The organism is Reyranella sp. (genome assembly GCF_004297265.1).
Classification (GTDB): domain Bacteria; phylum Pseudomonadota; class Alphaproteobacteria; order Reyranellales; family Reyranellaceae; genus Reyranella.
This window is the reverse complement of the sequence record NZ_SCUT01000019.1, coordinates 83,935-99,444: the sequence shown is the minus strand read 5'-3', so window position 1 is coordinate 99,444 and position 15,510 is coordinate 83,935. Positions and strand designations below refer to the sequence as shown.

14 protein-coding genes are annotated in these 15,510 nt (G+C 66.1%); 4 read left to right on the top strand and 10 right to left on the bottom strand.

Features of this window, described 5'->3' with window-relative positions; all coding sequences use genetic code 11:
- Nucleotides 1-11: 11 nt before the first annotated feature.
- From EPO41_RS06960 to EPO41_RS06920, 9 genes are read right to left on the bottom strand one after another with little or no spacing between them, the layout of a single operon-like run.
- Nucleotides 12-869, bottom strand: a complete 858-nt coding sequence (locus EPO41_RS06960) for a hypothetical protein (RefSeq protein ID WP_296322358.1) — start codon at nucleotides 867-869, stop codon at nucleotides 12-14.
- Nucleotides 870-873: 4 nt separating this feature from the next.
- Nucleotides 874-3,210: a xanthine dehydrogenase family protein molybdopterin-binding subunit gene (locus tag EPO41_RS06955; protein WP_296322357.1), complete on the bottom strand. Its 2,337-nt coding sequence runs from the start codon at nucleotides 3,208-3,210 to the stop codon at nucleotides 874-876.
- 47 nt (nucleotides 3,211-3,257) lie between these two features.
- Nucleotides 3,258-4,229: a tripartite tricarboxylate transporter substrate binding protein gene (locus tag EPO41_RS06950; RefSeq protein WP_296322354.1), complete on the bottom strand. Its 972-nt coding sequence runs from the start codon at nucleotides 4,227-4,229 to the stop codon at nucleotides 3,258-3,260.
- Between the two features lie 37 nt (nucleotides 4,230-4,266).
- Entirely contained in the window at nucleotides 4,267-5,496 is a 1,230-nt protein-coding gene (locus EPO41_RS06945) for a VOC family protein (RefSeq protein ID WP_296322352.1), read from the bottom strand.
- A 10-nt stretch (nucleotides 5,497-5,506) separates the two neighbouring features.
- Nucleotides 5,507-6,289 carry an FCD domain-containing protein gene (locus EPO41_RS06940; RefSeq protein ID WP_296322349.1) on the bottom strand — a complete coding sequence of 261 codons (783 nt, stop codon included), beginning with the start codon at nucleotides 6,287-6,289 and terminating at the stop codon, nucleotides 5,507-5,509.
- A 7-nt stretch (nucleotides 6,290-6,296) separates the two neighbouring features.
- Nucleotides 6,297-7,004 (bottom strand): ABC transporter ATP-binding protein, encoded by a 708-nt coding sequence (locus EPO41_RS06935; RefSeq protein ID WP_296322346.1) that lies wholly within the window; start codon nucleotides 7,002-7,004, stop codon nucleotides 6,297-6,299.
- The gene (locus EPO41_RS06930) at nucleotides 6,994-8,742 is read right to left on the bottom strand and encodes a branched-chain amino acid ABC transporter ATP-binding protein/permease (protein ID WP_296322344.1); all 1,749 of its coding nucleotides are present in this window, start codon (nucleotides 8,740-8,742) and stop codon (nucleotides 6,994-6,996) included. The genes EPO41_RS06935 and EPO41_RS06930 overlap by 11 nt, the downstream gene beginning before the upstream one ends.
- Nucleotides 8,739-9,590, bottom strand: a complete 852-nt coding sequence (locus EPO41_RS06925) for a branched-chain amino acid ABC transporter permease (RefSeq protein WP_296322341.1) — start codon at nucleotides 9,588-9,590, stop codon at nucleotides 8,739-8,741. The genes EPO41_RS06930 and EPO41_RS06925 overlap by 4 nt, the downstream gene beginning before the upstream one ends.
- A 6-nt stretch (nucleotides 9,591-9,596) precedes the next feature.
- Nucleotides 9,597-10,766 (bottom strand): amino acid ABC transporter substrate-binding protein, encoded by a 1,170-nt coding sequence (locus EPO41_RS06920; protein ID WP_296322338.1) that lies wholly within the window; start codon nucleotides 10,764-10,766, stop codon nucleotides 9,597-9,599.
- A gap of 254 nt (nucleotides 10,767-11,020) precedes the next feature.
- On the opposite strand from EPO41_RS06920, the gene EPO41_RS06915 reads away from it, so the two are divergent.
- A complete protein-coding gene (locus EPO41_RS06915) occupies nucleotides 11,021-12,073 on the top strand; it encodes an alcohol dehydrogenase (RefSeq protein ID WP_296322336.1) in 1,053 nt (350 codons plus the stop codon).
- Nucleotides 12,070-13,032: a class I SAM-dependent methyltransferase gene (locus tag EPO41_RS06910; RefSeq protein ID WP_296322333.1), complete on the top strand. Its 963-nt coding sequence runs from the start codon at nucleotides 12,070-12,072 to the stop codon at nucleotides 13,030-13,032. The genes EPO41_RS06915 and EPO41_RS06910 overlap by 4 nt, the downstream gene beginning before the upstream one ends.
- 143 nt (nucleotides 13,033-13,175) lie before the next feature.
- Here the strand turns inward: EPO41_RS06910 and EPO41_RS06905 are convergent, their stop codons facing one another.
- Nucleotides 13,176-13,934 carry a TlyA family RNA methyltransferase gene (locus EPO41_RS06905; RefSeq protein WP_296322330.1) on the bottom strand — a complete coding sequence of 253 codons (759 nt, stop codon included), beginning with the start codon at nucleotides 13,932-13,934 and terminating at the stop codon, nucleotides 13,176-13,178.
- A 38-nt stretch (nucleotides 13,935-13,972) separates the two neighbouring features.
- On the opposite strand from EPO41_RS06905, the gene EPO41_RS06900 reads away from it, so the two are divergent.
- Together EPO41_RS06900 and EPO41_RS06895 are read left to right on the top strand one after the other, a co-directional pair.
- Nucleotides 13,973-14,716, top strand: coding sequence for an SDR family oxidoreductase (locus tag EPO41_RS06900; RefSeq protein ID WP_296322328.1), 744 nt, complete (start codon nucleotides 13,973-13,975; stop codon nucleotides 14,714-14,716).
- A 51-nt stretch (nucleotides 14,717-14,767) separates the two neighbouring features.
- A complete protein-coding gene (locus tag EPO41_RS06895) occupies nucleotides 14,768-15,430 on the top strand; it encodes a peroxiredoxin (protein ID WP_296322325.1) in 663 nt (220 codons plus the stop codon).
- Nucleotides 15,431-15,510: the final 80 nt, after the last annotated feature.

Genomic DNA, 15,510 nt, shown 5'->3' with positions numbered 1-15,510 from the left:
CTTAACTCCCCTCACTGAACATCGAACCAGACATGGACATTGCCGGTACCGGCCGCGTTCTCGTATTCCGAGAGCTGCATGCCGCGGGCACGGCAATCCCTGCCGCCCAGCGCCCCCATCATCTGCGCGTAGTGCGCGCCGCGGCCTTCGTACTTGGCCGCTTCCAGCTCCGGGAACCGGTCGAGCACCATGTCGTGCCGTCCCTGCTTCCAGAGCTCCAGCACCTCCATGTCGAGCGCGCGGTTCTCCGGCTCCGACACGTTGTCGGGGTGCCAGACCCTCGGATGGGGCGGCACATGGTCGAGATCGTAGAACTTGTGGCTCATCGCACCCGACGCCAGCAGCACGACCCTGGCATCGGAGCGCCGGATCGCCTCGCCGACGACCTCTCCCATCTGCAGGAAGTGCTTCAGCCGGGCCGTCTGGCAGGTGCCGACGCTCAGCACCTTCTCGCCGCGACCCAGGTAATGAATGACGTTCAAGGTCGGGTAGTGCATCGGCAGCGTCTCCTCGACGACGTTGCGCGCTGCGACCTTCTTCTCCTGCGCCACCTTCTCGACTTCGGCTGCCAGCGCCGGTGCACCCGCATGGTCGTACGGGAAGCGCGCCATCGAGAACGGCAGCTCGTCGGACGTGTAACTGCCCTTGTAGTGCGCCGCCCCCGCCACGAGATGCAGCGACGTGGTGAGCCAGTGCGTGTCGAACAGCACGAACGTGTCGGGCTTCACCTCGTCGATCTTCGCCCGCACGCGGTCGAAGCCCTCGATCAGGTCGGAATCTCGGCCGTTGCCGCGCTGGACGCGGATCTCCTTCGGCTGCACCAGGCCGGGATGGTGCGAAACGATGGCCGCGCCGACGATCTGTCCCATGACCTCAAGCCCCCTTCGCCGTCTGGATGGCGCGCCAGACATTCTGCGCCGTGGCCGGCATGACCATGTCGCGGACGCCGAGCGGCGCCAGCGCGTCGATCACCGCATTCATGACCACAGGCATGGCACCCACCGTCCCCGCCTCGCCCGCGCCTTTGGCGCCCAGCGGATTGTATTTGGTCGGCACGGGGTTCGACTTGACCTCCATGCTGCACATCATGTCGGCGCGCGGCATCGTGTAGTCGAGGAAGCTCGCCGTCAGGAGCTGGCCGCTCTCGCGGTCCCAGACCACCTGCTCGCCCAGGATCTGGCCGACCCCCTGCGCCACGCCGCCATGGATCTGGCCCTTGAGGCCGATCGGGTTCATCACCGTGCCGACATCGTCGACCACGGCGTAGCGGTCGAGCTTGACCTCACCCGTTTCCGGATCGACCTCGACCTCGCAGATGTGGCAGCCGTTGGGGTAAGTGTCCTTCTCGCCGAGATAGGTGGCGTTCTCGTAGAGCCCGCCCTCGAAGCCGCTCTTGGGCCACTTGGTCGGGTTGAACGCCGCCATCGCCACCGCCTTCAGCGACACCGTCTTGTCCGTACCCTTCACCTTGAAGATGCCGTCGGCGAACTCGATGTCCTGCTCGCCCGCCTCCAGGAGATGGCCGGCCAGCCGCTTGCCCTTCTCGATCACCTTTTCGGCGGCCATGAACAGCGCCGACCCGCCCAGCACCGTCGAGCGCGAGCCATTGGTGCCCATGCCGAAGGCCACACGATCGGTATCGCCGTCGATGAACTGCACGTCGTTGGGATCGATGCCCAGCCGCTCGTTCAGGATCTGCTTGAACATGGTCTCATGGCCCTGCCCTTGCGCCTTCGTGCCCATCAGCAGCGCCGCCGTGCCGGCCGGATTGAAGCGGATCTCGGCATATTCCGGTTGCGCCGTGCCGGCCGCCTGTTCGATGGCATTGATGATGCCGAGGCCGCGGAGCTTGCCACGCTTCTTCGATTCGTCGGCGCGCGCCGCATAGCCCGCCACGTCGGCGAGCTTCAGCGCCATGTCCATGTTCTTCTCGAACTCGCCGCAGTCGTAGTACGGCCCGACCGGGCTCTGATACGGCAGGGCCGTCTCCGACAGCATGTTCTTGCGCCGCAGCTCAACCCGGTCGACGCCGAGCTCCCGCGCCGCATCGTCGATCAGCCGCTCGATCAGGTAGATCGCCTCCGGCCGCCCGGCGCCGCGATAGGGGGCCGTCGGGTTGGTGTTGGAGAGCACACCGACGACATTGATGTAGGCTTTGGGGATCAGGTACACGCCCAGCACCGTGCCGATCATGCCGAAGGGCGACAGGAGATTGCGATCGGAGCCGACATAGGCACCGATATTGGCCAGCATGTTGAGGCGCAACGCCACGAACCTGTTGTCCGCGTCGAGCGCCAGCTCCAGCTCGCCGACATTGTCGCGGCCATGTTCGTCGGCCATCACCGCCTCGGAGCGCTCGCAGCACCACTTGACCGGCCGCAGGAGCTTGCGGGCGGCCCACAGGGTCAGGCGATGCTCGACATACTGCCAGCCCTTGGTGCCGAAACCGCCGCCGACGTCGCCCGTGATCACCCGCATCTTGCTCTCGGGCACCTTGAACACGTTCTGCGCCAGCATGTTGCGCACGCGATGGGGATACTGCACGTCCGCATAGAGCGTCATGCGATCCTCGCCCTGGTCGTAGACGCCCAGCGTCCCGCGCGGCTCCATGTACTGGGCATGCACGCGCGTGATGACATAGCGGCGCCTGATGACCTTCGCGGCGCCCTTGATCGCCTCGTCGGTTGCCGCCTTGTTCCCGCGCTCGATGAAATTCGAGATATTGTCGGGGCAATCATCCCACACCGCCGGGGCACCGGGTTTCACCGTATCCTCGGTCAGCGTCACCGAGGGGATCGGCTCGTAGTCGATCTCCACCAGCTCGGCCGCGTCCTTGGCCTCGGCGAGCGTGTCGGCGACCACCATTGCCACCGGATCGCCGACATAGCGCACACGATCGACGACCAGCGCCGGCCGCTGCGGCGCGTACATCGGCTTACCGTCGGGTCGCTTCCTCGGCATGTTGGCCTTCGGCATGCCGAGCCCGTCGGCCACCACGTCGTGGCCCGTGTAGACGGCGAGAACGCCGGGCGCCGCCTTCGCGGCCTCGGTCTTTATCGACCGGATCCTTGCATGGGCGTGCGGAGAGCGAACGAACACCGCATAGGTCTGTCCATGCAGGTTCACGTCGTTGACGAAGCGGCCCTGCCCGCGCAACAGGCGCGGATCCTCGAAACGCAACACCGGCTGGCCGATTCCATACTTGCTCATGAAGCTCTCTCCCGCGAACGCCTATCCGATTCCATGACTGGCTGACTCTAGGACTGGCTGACGACGTGGGCGAGCGGGCGCCAGCGCGCCATGTCGGCTTCCACCCGCGCCCGGAACTCCGCCGGACTGGTGACACGTGTGTCGTTGCCCAGCTCTTCCAGCTTGGCCTTCACCTCCGGCCGCGCCATCGCCTGCTTGAAAGCCTCGTAGAGGCGGTCACGGATGGCGGGTGGCAGGCCGGCAGGGCTGGTGAATCCGAGCCATGATACGACGTCGTAGTCCGGGACGAGCGTTTCGGCGATCGTCGGGACATCCTTGAAGCCCGGATGCCGCTCCTTTGAGGTGACCGCAAGAGCGCGCATCTTGTCCGTCTTCATCAGCGGCTGCGCGCTGGAGAAAGTGGCAACATGCATGTCGAGCCGGCCGCCGACCAGGTCGTTGTACGGCGCTCCCATGCCGCCCTTGTAGGGAACGTGGACCATCTTGATCCCCGTCTTCGCCAGAATGAGTTCCATGGCCATGTGCAGGGTCGAGCCGACTCCCGGTGTTCCATAGCTGATCTTGCCCGGTTCCTTCCTCGCTTCGTCAAAGTAGGCCTGCACCGTCTTGAAGCGCGAATCCGGCGCTACGCAGAGGACGAAGGGAAAGCGCGTCACGATCGAGATGAAGTCGAAGTCCTTCAGGAGATCGTAGGACAGGCTCCGGTCGGTCGCCGACACCACGGCCTGCCCGCCCGTCATCAGGTAGAGCGTGTAGCCGTCGGGCTTCATGCGCGCGATCTGGCTGGCCGCCAACCGCTCGGCCGCACCGGGCCGCGGCTCGATGACGATCTGCTGGCCGAGGATCTCGGTCAGCGGCACGCTGAGATGGCGGGCGATCGTGTCAGGGTTGGATCCGGCATCGTAGCCGTGCATCAGGCGAATGGTCTGCGACGGGTAGGCCTGCGCACGCGCTATCGCGGGGGCGCCGACCGCCGCCGCCGCCGCCGCGGCAGTCATCAGCAAGGTCCTGCGTCTCATGTTTCCTCCTCCTGTTTCGCTTTTTTTTGGGCCGTCGTTATCCCAGCGGTCCCATGAACGTCTGATCGGCGTAGGTGTCGGACAGCGGCTCGATCGCCTCGGGCCAGTCCCTGCCGACCTTGCGGCGCAGCTCGGCCGGGCGTGGTTTGCCGTCCCAGCCGATGCGCTCCATGTAATAGTGCAGCATGATGCAATGGCCGGCCGGATCGAGAATGTGCGCGGCGTAGTCGACGCCAGGATAGAGTTCGGGCGGGATGGCGTCGGTGAATTGCACGCCGTGCTTCTTCAGGAAGGACACGGCATCGCGAAGCTGCTGGTAGCTGCCGACCTCGACGCCCATCGAGGCGCAGCTCGTCTCGGGATTCAGCCCCAGCTCGCCGCGCAGCGCCTTGGGGAAGAGCGACAGCGAATGGTGCTCGCTGCCGTTGCGCAGGAAGACGCAGCGATGGCCCTTCCAGGTCACGACCTCGGTGCGGATGAAACCCATCGTCTGCGTGTAGAAGGCTTCCGAGGCACCGACATCGGCCACGAACAGGCTCATCGGGCCGATGCTCGTTACCTTGAACGGCCGCGGCAGGCGCGTGCCGGCGACGATGTATTCCTCGCCCGTGCGGTCCTGGATGACGTTGCCTGAGTTGATGTCGATGCCCTTGGCGATGGCATCGCGCACCTCCTGCTCCTCGGAGATCTGCGGCAGCTCCGGCGTCTCGCGGAAGGCGCGGTAGTACATGGATTCCGGCTTCGAGCGGCCGTCCCAGCCGATCTGCTCCATGCCGTAGTAGAGTTCGACCGTGTGGCCATCGGGGTCGCGGATATAGGTGTGCCAGTTGCTGCCCGGCATGTCGCGGCCGACCCGGCGGATCTCGACGTCGCGCTCGCGGAAATAGTCGGCCGCTGCAAACACCTCGTCCATCGTGCCGACCTGCCAGGTGATCTGGTTCACCGTGACGTCGCGCGATACGGCGTCGTCACCGAAGATCGCGCCCAGCGACTTGTGCGCCAGCAGGAAGGCGTGATGGTCGGAATTGTGGCTCATGAAGACGATGCGCGGATCCTGCAGCCGCTTCGCCATCTCCTCGCGTCCCGGCACCTTGGAAAAGTCGCGCGTATCGGTGACGCGGAAGCCCAGCAGGCGCTGGTAGAAATCGAGGCCCTTTTCCATGTCGGCGACGTTGAAGCCGAAATGACCGAGCCTTCGGATCTTGAACGGCCTCGGATAGCGCACGCCGCCGACGTCATAGGTCGTTGGCTTCTGAATCGTGTCCATGATTGCCTCCCTAGCTCTTGCGGCGCTTGCCGGGCTTCAGCACACGGGCATTGCCGCGGATCAATCCCGGAACGTCTGCCACGGCCTGCTCGACGGTCGTACGGATGTGCTGCTCCAGCAGGGAGCAGGCGAGATCGGAATCGCGCGCCAGCACGGCGTCGCGGATCTCCAGATGCTCGTTGCGGCGGTGCAGCCGGCTGTGGATCATGGTCAGCCAGTGGTAGCGGCGGGCCTGGTCGAACAGCTCGCTGCGGTAATGCAGCGACCAGGGCGAACGGCAGGTCGCCACCAGCGCATCGTGATAGCGCTTGTGGCGCTTGCCCCACTCCTGCTTCACCGACAGAGAATCATCCTGCTTGGGCGCCCCGAGCTTGCTCAGCAGGAAGTACGAGCTGACGATCTCGGCTTCCCAGGCATCGGTGCCGTGCCGGATGGCATCGGCCAGCGTCTTGGTCTCGAGATAGACCCGCAGCTCGGAAAGATCGAGGAAGTCGGCCAGCGAGATCGGCGAAACCTGGAAGCCGCGCCCCGCCTCGGTTCGGGCGAGACCTTCGGACACCAGATGTGAGAGTGCCTCGCGCAAGGTGCCGACGCTGGTGTCGTAGCGCTGGCGCAGCTCGCCGAACTTCAGTTTCTGGTCGGGTTTCAGGACGCAGCAGAGGATGTCCTCGCGCATCTTGCGCAGGACATCGAAAGTCGCGGCATCCTCGCGGCTGACATCCTGCGGCGCGGTGGTCGCCGACAGGTTCTCGTTAGCGCCCTCGAATGGAGCGGCGGGAAGGATCTTGGCCATGATCGCTTCAAACTCCCAGATAGGCTTCGCGAATATGCGGTTGCTTCATGAGTTCGTCCGGCAGGCCGGTTGCCACGATGCGCCCCTGCTCCAGCACATAGGCGCGGTCGGCGACGCTCAAGGCCTTCACCACATTCTGCTCGACCAGCAGCACCGCGGCGCCCTCATCGCGGACCCGGACGATGATGTCGAACATGTCGTCGACGATGGTCGGCGCCAGTCCAAGCGACGGCTCGTCGAACAGGACGATGCGCGGCTGCGCCATCAGCGCCCGGCCGATCGCCACCATCTGCTGCTGCCCGCCCGACAGCTCGCCGGCCGGCTGGTTGCGCTTCTGGCGCAGGATCGGGAACAGCCCGTAGACGCGTTCCAGCGACTGCGCCCGCGCATTGCGGGGGCCGGACAGATAGCAGCCCAGCTCCAGGTTCTCCTCGACCGTCATCTTCGTGAAGAGCCGTCGGCCCTCGGGCACCAGCGCGATGCCATGGCCGCAATAGCCATGCGCACGCACGCGCTTCATGTCGGCACCGTCGAAGCGTAGCTCTCCCTGCCGGCAGCGCAGCATGCCGGCGATGGCGTTGATCAGGGTCGTCTTGCCGGCGCCGTTGGGCCCGATCACCGAAACGATCTCGCCGGCATCGACGTCGAGCGACACGTCCCAGACCGCGGATGCGTCGCCGTAGCCGACATGGAGGTTGCGGACTTCAAGCAGCATAGGCTTTGCCGAGATAGATGCTGACGACCCGCGGGTCGCGCATGACCTCGCGCGGGGCGCCCAGGGCGAAGAGCTTGCCTTCGTTCAGGACGGCCACCCGGTCGGAGAGTTCGACGACGGCCCGCATGAGATGCTCGACGAACACGATGGTGGCGCCCTGTGCGCGAATGGCCCGCACCAGCCGGATGGCATTGTCGACCTCGGCCGGATTGAGCCCCGAGAGAACCTCGTCGAGCAGCAGCAGCTTGGGCTTGGCCGCCAGCGCACGCGCCAGCTCCAGGAACTTGCGCTCGTGCAGGTTCAGCTCGGCCGGCAACGACTCTTCCTTGCCGGCAAGGCCGGTGAAGCCGATCCAGTGCAGCGCCTCGGCGCGGATCTCGGCCGCCGTGCGCGGCGGCCCGCCGAAGGTCGCGGCCATCGCCACGTTGTCGAGCACGGTCATGTTCGCGAACGGACGCGGGATCTGATAGGTGCGCGCCACGCCGCGGCGCGCGATCTCGTGCGCCGGCAGATGACCGATCTCCGCCCCGTCGACCGTGATCGTGCCGCCGGTCAGCGGATAGAAGCCCGAGATGACGTTGATCAGGGTGGTCTTGCCCGAGCCGTTCGGTCCGACCAGTCCGAGAATCTCGCCTTCGCGCACGTCGAGATCGACTCCCGCCAGCGCCTGCAGGCCTCCGAACCGCTTGGCCGCGCCCCTCGCCTCCAGGATATTGCGCGTGCCGATCTGCGGCGGCGTGGCCGGCACGACCGGCACCACCGCGGCATGCGTCTTCTCCTCGACGGGCCGGCGCCGCTTCATCCAGGCCTGAATCGCCGGCACGACCCCGTCGGGAAGCCACAGGATGGCGAGGATCAGGATCAGGCCGACCACGGCCCGACCGACCATCGCCTCGCCGCCGCTGATGAAGGCATAGAGCAGCGCCGTGATGAGCGTGGCGCCGATCGCCGGGCCGAACCAGCTGCGCGAACCGCCCAGCACGCTCATCAGCACGACATACAGCGGCACCGTGAGCTCGAACGTGCCGGCAACCGTGAGGAAGCCGACATACATCGCGTGAATGCCGCCCACCGCACCGGCAATGCCGGCCGACAGCGCGAACGCGATCAGCTTGTAGCGGAAGGTCGGCACGCCCTTGGCCTCGGCGACATCCTCGTCGTCATGGATGGCGAACAGGCCGAGGCCCAGCCGCGAATGAGCGACCCACCAGGCGATGCCAAGCGTCAGCACACACATCGCGAAGCCCAGCATGTAGATCGTGCCGGTCTGGGTCGGCATCAGATGCGGCAGCGGCACCGCGCTCATGAAGACGCCGGCGCCGCCGTCGATCGGGGTGTTGAGGATGATCGTGGCGATCACGAAGGTGACCGCAAGCGTCAGCAGCGCGAACAGCTCGCCGCGCAGCCGCTTCATGCGGAACACCACGGCCCCGATGCCGACGCCCAGCAGGGCCGCCATCGCCGCGGCGAGCGGCACGGTGGCGAGGAATGGCATGCTCGCCTTGGTCGTGAGCGTCGCCGTCGTGTACATGCCGACGCCGAAGAACGCGGCATGCCCCAGGCTGAAATAGCCCGCGAAGCCCGAGAGCAGTGCCCAGCTCGTCGACAGCGAGATCCAGAAGAAGACGAGATAGAAGAACGAATCGTAGAAGGCCGGCAGGCCTGCCGTCGGCAGGATCGCGAAGGCCACGATGCCCAGCGCCGCGGCGGCCTTGGGAAGGGTCTGTCCGGCCGTCATGACCACTCCGGATCCCACAGCAGGATGGCGATCAGCACCGAGAACGAAACGACCGGCGCCCAGGCGGGGCTGAGGACCGCCATGGCGATCGATTCGCTGGCGCCGATCAGCAGGCCGGCGAGCAGCGCGCCCAGCGGATTGCCGAGCCGGCCGATGATCACCACCGCGAAGACGACGCCCAGCCACGCCCAGATCTGGGCCGGCGCCAGGGTCGCGATCAGGGCGATGAAGGTGCCGGCGATGCCGGCATAGGCCGCCCCGATGCCTGAGAGCAGATAGGCGAGCCTGCGATGATCGACACCATAGGCGGCGGCGATGTCGGCATCCTCCGCGCTCGCCCGCAGCGCCTTGCCGACATAGGTCTTGCGCAGCCACAACCAGGTGCCCCAGGCCAGCACGCCGGCGACCAGGCACAGGATCAGCTCGAGCACCGGGATGTAGAACGGCCCCGCCTTGATCGACAAGGTCGCGTAGTGCGTCTCGAAGCGGCGATAGTCGGCCGTCCAGTAGAGCTGGATGCCGACTTCGAGCATGACGGCGAAGCTGAAGGTGATCAGCAGGGAGCCCAGCTCGTTCACCTTGAAGCGCACGAACACCCAGTGCTGCGCCAGACCGATGGCGAACATCGCGGGCACGATGAGCAGCACCGACCACCACGGGGCCACGTGATAGGTCGTGCCCAATTCGTAGGTCAGGTAGGCAGCAAGGAAGGCCAGCGCGAAATGGCTGAGATTGACCAGCCGCAGCAGGCCCCAGCTCAGGCTGAGCCCCAGCGCCAGCAATCCGTACATCCCGCCGGCCAGGACGCCCGAGATCAGCGCCTGACCGAGAAGCGTCGCACTTGGCATCGGTCGCTACGGCAGCAGTTTCACGCCGGGCGCCGCGAACTCCCTGGGCCAGACGACCTTCCATTGCTTGTTCTGCACCTGCCGGATGAGCTGCGCCGGAGCGCCGTGATTGTAGAGGCCGTCGAACTTGAGCGGCCCGTAGATCGTGTTGACCACGTTCTTCTTCAGGAACGCCGCGATCTGCTTGTCCTCGAGGCTCTTGGCGCCGTTCACGCCCTGCTCGAGGATCTGCCACTCCGAGACCATGCCGGCGGCCTGCGCATCGATGTGCGGATAAGGCAGGTTCGCCTTGGTGGCGCGCTCCTTGTAGGCCTCGGCGATCCTGGCGACGCCGGGCCGGCTCATGAACGGCTCGTCCGGTTCGAGGAAGGTCGACGACCAGGCGAGATTGCCGTCGGGCGACAGCGCCAGCGGTCCCGGCGCGGGATAGAGGTGGAAGCTGCCCTTGGGCGTATAGTCGAGCTTGCGCAACGCCTCGAGGATCTGATTGCTCTCTAGGCCCAGTGATCCGACCCACAGGAAGTCGGCATTGGCCTCCTTCACGCGCGCGGCGATGGCGCCGAAGTCGCGGTTGCCGGCCTCGTATTCGAGATAGAGCGGCACCTTCACGCCGCGCTTCTCGGCCTCGGTCTTCATGCCCTGCGCCATGAACTGCGCCGAGGGGAACTTGCTGGTCAGCACCACCATGCTCTTCGGTGGCGTCGGCAGGCTCGCCATCGCATCCAGGATCACGTTGGGATAGGTCTTGTCGGGTTCCGGTCCGAACGGCGTCGCCGGAAAGGCCATGTCGTAGGTCTGGAGCTTGGGGATGCCCATGCTGCTCTGGATGATGACCTTGCCGTAGCGCTGGGCCACGCCCATCGCCGCCAGGATCGGCGCCGTCGCATACGGGCCCTGGATGAGGTCGACCTTGTCGACGGTGATCAGCTTCTCGTAGAGGCTGCGCGCCACGTCCGGCTTGGACTGGTCGTCGAGCAGCACGTATTCGACGGGCCGGCCGAGGAAGCCTTCGCGGCTGTTGATTTCCTCGACCATGATCTCGGAGGCGATCTTGTGGATGACCGCGGTCTGCGCGAGGAACCCCGTCAGCGAGAGCGTGCCGCCCACCCTCACCGGCTTGCCGGACGGCGCCGCCCGGATGATCGCCGGGGCCGCGAGCATTGCCGTCGTGCCCATCAATCCAGCCAAGACATGGCGACGAGGCCATGAGCCCACCCGCTCGTGCATCTGCTTCCTCCTTCGACGCTTATTTAATTGAACGTCGTTGCCAAGGATCGTGGCGGATCGATCCTCGTAAGTAAATCGTATTTTCGAAACTTTCGAAAATATTGAACCGTATCGATATGCGGGATTCGGCGCGGCGCCGAAACCGCAGACGCGGCGCTTCTTTCGGCCTATTCTCCGGCCCGATTCGTAACGGAGAAGTCCCAATGAAGAGCTACAAGGTCGTCGAATTCGGCCAGCCGCTGCAGAAGGTTGAGGAGAGCAATCCCGCGCCGCAGGGTGCCGAGGTGCTGGTCAAGGTCACGGCCGCCGGCGTCTGCCACAGCGACGTGCATCTGTGGGAAGGTTTCTTCGACATGGGCGGCGGCAACAAGGTGTCGACGCAGAAGACGATGAATCCGCCCCGCACCATGGGCCATGAGATCGTGGGCGAGGTCGTGGCGCTCGGCCCCGATGCCAAGGGCGCAAAGGTCGGCGACAAGGCCGTGGTCTATCCGTGGATCGGCTGCGGCACCTGCTGGTACTGCACCAACGGCCGCGAGCATCTCTGCCCCGCCCCGCGGGCGCTGGGCGTCAACAAGGACGGCGGCTATGCCGACCATGTCCTCGTCCCCGACGCCAAGTATCTCTATCCCTATGGCAACATCCCGACCGAGCTGGCCTGCCTCTATGCCTGCTCCGGCATCACCGCCTTCAGCGCGGTGAAGAAGGCGGTCGGCGAGGATGCCGGCAAGCCCATCCTGGTGATCGGCGCCGGCGGCGTGGGCCTGATGGGCGTCAGGTTCGCGCAGTCGGTGCTGGGCCACGCGCCGATCGTGGCCGACATCGACGAGAACAAGCGCAAGCTGGCGCTCGACAATGGCGCGGTCGCGGCCATCGATCCGCGCGACAAGGACGCCCGCAAGAAGGTCTTCGAACTGACCGGCGGCACAGGCGTGGGCGCGGCCATCGACTTCGTCGGCGCCGAGAGCACCGCGCAGTTCGGCGTCAAGGCGCTGGCCCGCGGCGGCCGGCTGATCGTCGTCGGCCTGTTCGGCGGCACCTTCTCGCTGCCCATGCCGATGTTCGCCTTCACCGGCTGCCAGATCGTGGGTTCCGTCACCGGCAGCCCGGGCGAGATGAAGGAGATGATGGACCTCGTCACCGCCGGCAAGGTGACGCCGGTGCCGGTCATCAAGCGCACACTCGACGAGGCCGACGCGACGCTGCAGGAGCTGCGCAAGGGCCTGATCATGGGGCGGGCCGTCCTCGTTCCGTGAGCCAGGCGACACGCGCCCTCGCCCACGCCTTCGACACCGGAGCGCTCGCCCCCAGGCGGGCGTTCTTCCTGCGCGCCGAGGATCCGCCCTTTGCGGAGATCGACGCGGAGCAGTCGTTCCGGCCGGCTTACCTTCGACTGAAGCAGGCTGTGCCGAGGCTGGAAAAGGGTGGCCACGAACTCGGCCTCGTGCTGCTGACCAAGCACAAGGAAGAGAACTTCGCCAACATCGCGCGCGGCTGGTCGCTGCTCGCGCCCGGCGGCACGCTGGTCTCGGCCGGCGCCAACGACGACGGCGCGGCGAGCCTGGAAAAGCATGTCGCCAGGGCCTTCGGCGTCGTCGACACGCTCTCGAAGTTCCACAGCCGCGTCTTCTGGTTCACCAAGCGCGAAGCCACGCCGCCCGACTATTGGCGGCAGCTCACCAGCCTGCAGCCGGTCGGTGACGGTTCGTGGCTGAGTCAGCCCGGCGTCTTCTCGTGGGATCATGTCGACGACGGATCCGCCCTGCTGGCGGTGCATCTTCCTGGTGATCTAGCAGGACATGTCGCCGATTTCGGCTGCGGCTGGGGCTTCCTCACGCGACACGTCCTCGCCACCTGCCCCGCCGTCACGAAGATCGACGGCATCGACGCCGAGCATCGCGCGATCGAAGCGGCCCGCGCGAACGTCCCCGATCCGCGGGCGACCTTCCATTGGCTCGACCTGATCGCCGAGGCGGCGCCTGCCAGCTACGACGCCATCGTCTGCAATCCGCCGTTCCACGCCGGCCGGGCCGCCGAGCCGGCCCTGGGCCAGGGCTTCATCGCCGTCGCGGCTCACGCGCTGAAGCCGGGCGGGCGGTTCTACATGGTCGCCAACCGCGGACTGCCCTACGAGCCGCTGCTGAAGGCAAACTTCACATCGTTCGAGACGCTGGCGGACAACAACAAGTTCAGGGTGACTCGCGCGGTTCGCTAGCGTCATTGTAAGCGTTACCGACTCATGATGAGCATTCCACAAACTACCTCACCCTGAGGAGCGCTCCGCAGGAGCGCGTCTCGAAGGGTGGGCACAAGCACCCCGTCCGTTACCCATCCTTCGAGACGGCCCATCGGGCCTCCTCAGGATGAGGTCGGGTTTGTTGCCAACAATTGAGCAGCGATCAGAAACTCCTTGTTCCCTTCGGCGCCGGTGATCGGGCTTTCGGTCACGCCGAGCACCTGCCAGCCGGATTGCTCCGCCAGCCACGACGAGATCGTGTCGACGACTTCGGCGTGCAGCTCCGGCTCGCGCACGATGCCGCCCTTGCCGACGCGGCCCTTGCCGACCTCGAACTGCGGCTTGATCAGGGCTGCGAGATGCGCCCCCGGCGCCGCGAGCGCGAGCGCCGCCGGCAGGACGAGCCGGAGACCGACGAACGAAGCATCGCAGACGATGAGATCGATGGGATCGGGAATCTCCGCCCGCGTGACGTCGCGGATGTTGGTCTTTTCCATCGAGACGACGCGCGGGTCGGTGCGCAGCTTCCAGGCGAGCTGGTTGGTGCCGACATCGACAGCATAGACCTTCGAAGCCCCGCGCTGCAGCAGGCAGTCGGTGAAGCCACCCGTCGAGGAACCGACATCGAGGGCGATCCGGCCCGCCACGGGGATGGCGAAATGGTCCAGCGCCTTCTCGAGCTTCAGGCCGCCGCGCGAGACATAGGGGTGGAGTTGGCCGCGCACTTCGAGCGGCGTGTCGGGCGCGACCGCCTGCCCGGCCTTGTCCAGCCGCCGGTCGTTCGAAAAGACCAGCCCGGCCATGACAAGTCGCTGCGCGGCGGCGCGTGTTTCCACGAGCCCGCGCTCGACCAGCGCCACGTCCAGCCGTGTCTTCGCCAAGACTGTCTCCCTTTCGGGGACCTGCTAGCATGCCGGACATGAGCATGAAACTTCTGGAGGGCGAACGCGCCCTGATCACGGGCTGCGCCGGCGGCATCGGCCGCGGCATCGCCAAGGCATTGAAGGCCGAGGGCGCGATCGTGCTCGGCAGCGACATCGCCGCCCCGCCCGCGGAGGACGGCATCGATTTCCTCGCCGCCGACCTGTCCAGGCGCGATGGCTGGAGGAACCTCCTCGACGGCGCTGTGCAGACACTCGGCACGATCTCGCTGTTCGTCCATGCGGCGAGCCCGCGCCGGCTGGAGGTCGACACGCCGCTGTCGGTCAGCGAGGAGACGTGGGACCTGATGACCGACATCAACCTGCGGTCCGGATTCTTCCTCGGCCGCGAGGTGGGACGCCACATGCGCGACAACAAGATCAGGGGGCGCATGATCCTGGTCACGTCGCAGCACCGCGAGATGCCGCGCAACCTGCCGCACTACAGCGCCTCGAAGGCCGGCATGACCATGGTGATGAAGGAGCTGGCGCGCGTTCTGGCGCCGGACGGCATAAGGGTGAACGCGATCGCGCCGGGCGCCATTCCAGGCGGTGGATTCGTCGCCGACAATCTCGCCGGCCTGGTCGCGCAGATTCCGCTCGGCCGCGCCGGCACGCCCGACGACATCGCCCAGGTCGCCGTCGCGATCCTGTCGGAAAGATTTGGCCGCTATGTGGTGGGTACGACAGTAGAAGTCGATGGTGGATTGGGCCTCACGAGCTGGATTCCTGCCAAGGCTTGACCGCGCCCGGCGGAAGGGTTGAGGTGCGGTCCGCAAATGGAGGACTTCACCGTGACGCTTCGCATCAATTCGACCGCGCCGGACTTCAAGGCCGAGACGACCCAGGGTCCCATCGAGTTCCACAAGTGGATCGGCGACGGCTGGGCGATCCTGTTCTCCCACCCGAAGGACTTCACGCCGGTCTGCACGACCGAGCTCGGCTACATGGCCGGCCTCAAGCCGCAGTTCGACAAGCTCAACACCAAGATCATCGGCCTCTCTGTCGATCCCGTGACCAACCACTCCAAGTGGGCGAAGGACATCGAGGAGACGCAAGGGCACGCCGTCACCTTTCCGATGATCGGCGATCCCGAGCTCAAGGTCGCGACCGCCTATGACATGCTGCCGGAAGGCGCCGGCACGACGTCGGAGGGCCGCACCGCCGCCGACAACGCGACCGTGCGCTCGGTGTTCATCATCGGCCCCGACAAGAAGATCAAGGCGATGCTCACCTACCCGATGAGCACCGGCCGCAACTTCGACGAGGTGCTGCGCCTCCTCGAATCCTGCCAGCTCACGGCGAAGCACCAGGTGGCGACGCCGGTGAACTGGAAGAAGGGCGAGGACGTGATCATCGTGCCCGCCGTTTCCGACGAGGCCGCCAAGGCCAAGTACCCGAACGGCTGGAGGGCCCTGAAGCCCTATCTGCGCATCGTCCCGCAGCCCAAGGATTGAAGGGACGCATAAGCGCTCTCATAGCTTACCTCCCCCGTCACACGGGGGAGGTGGCCCGAAGGGTCGGAGGGGGAAAGCCA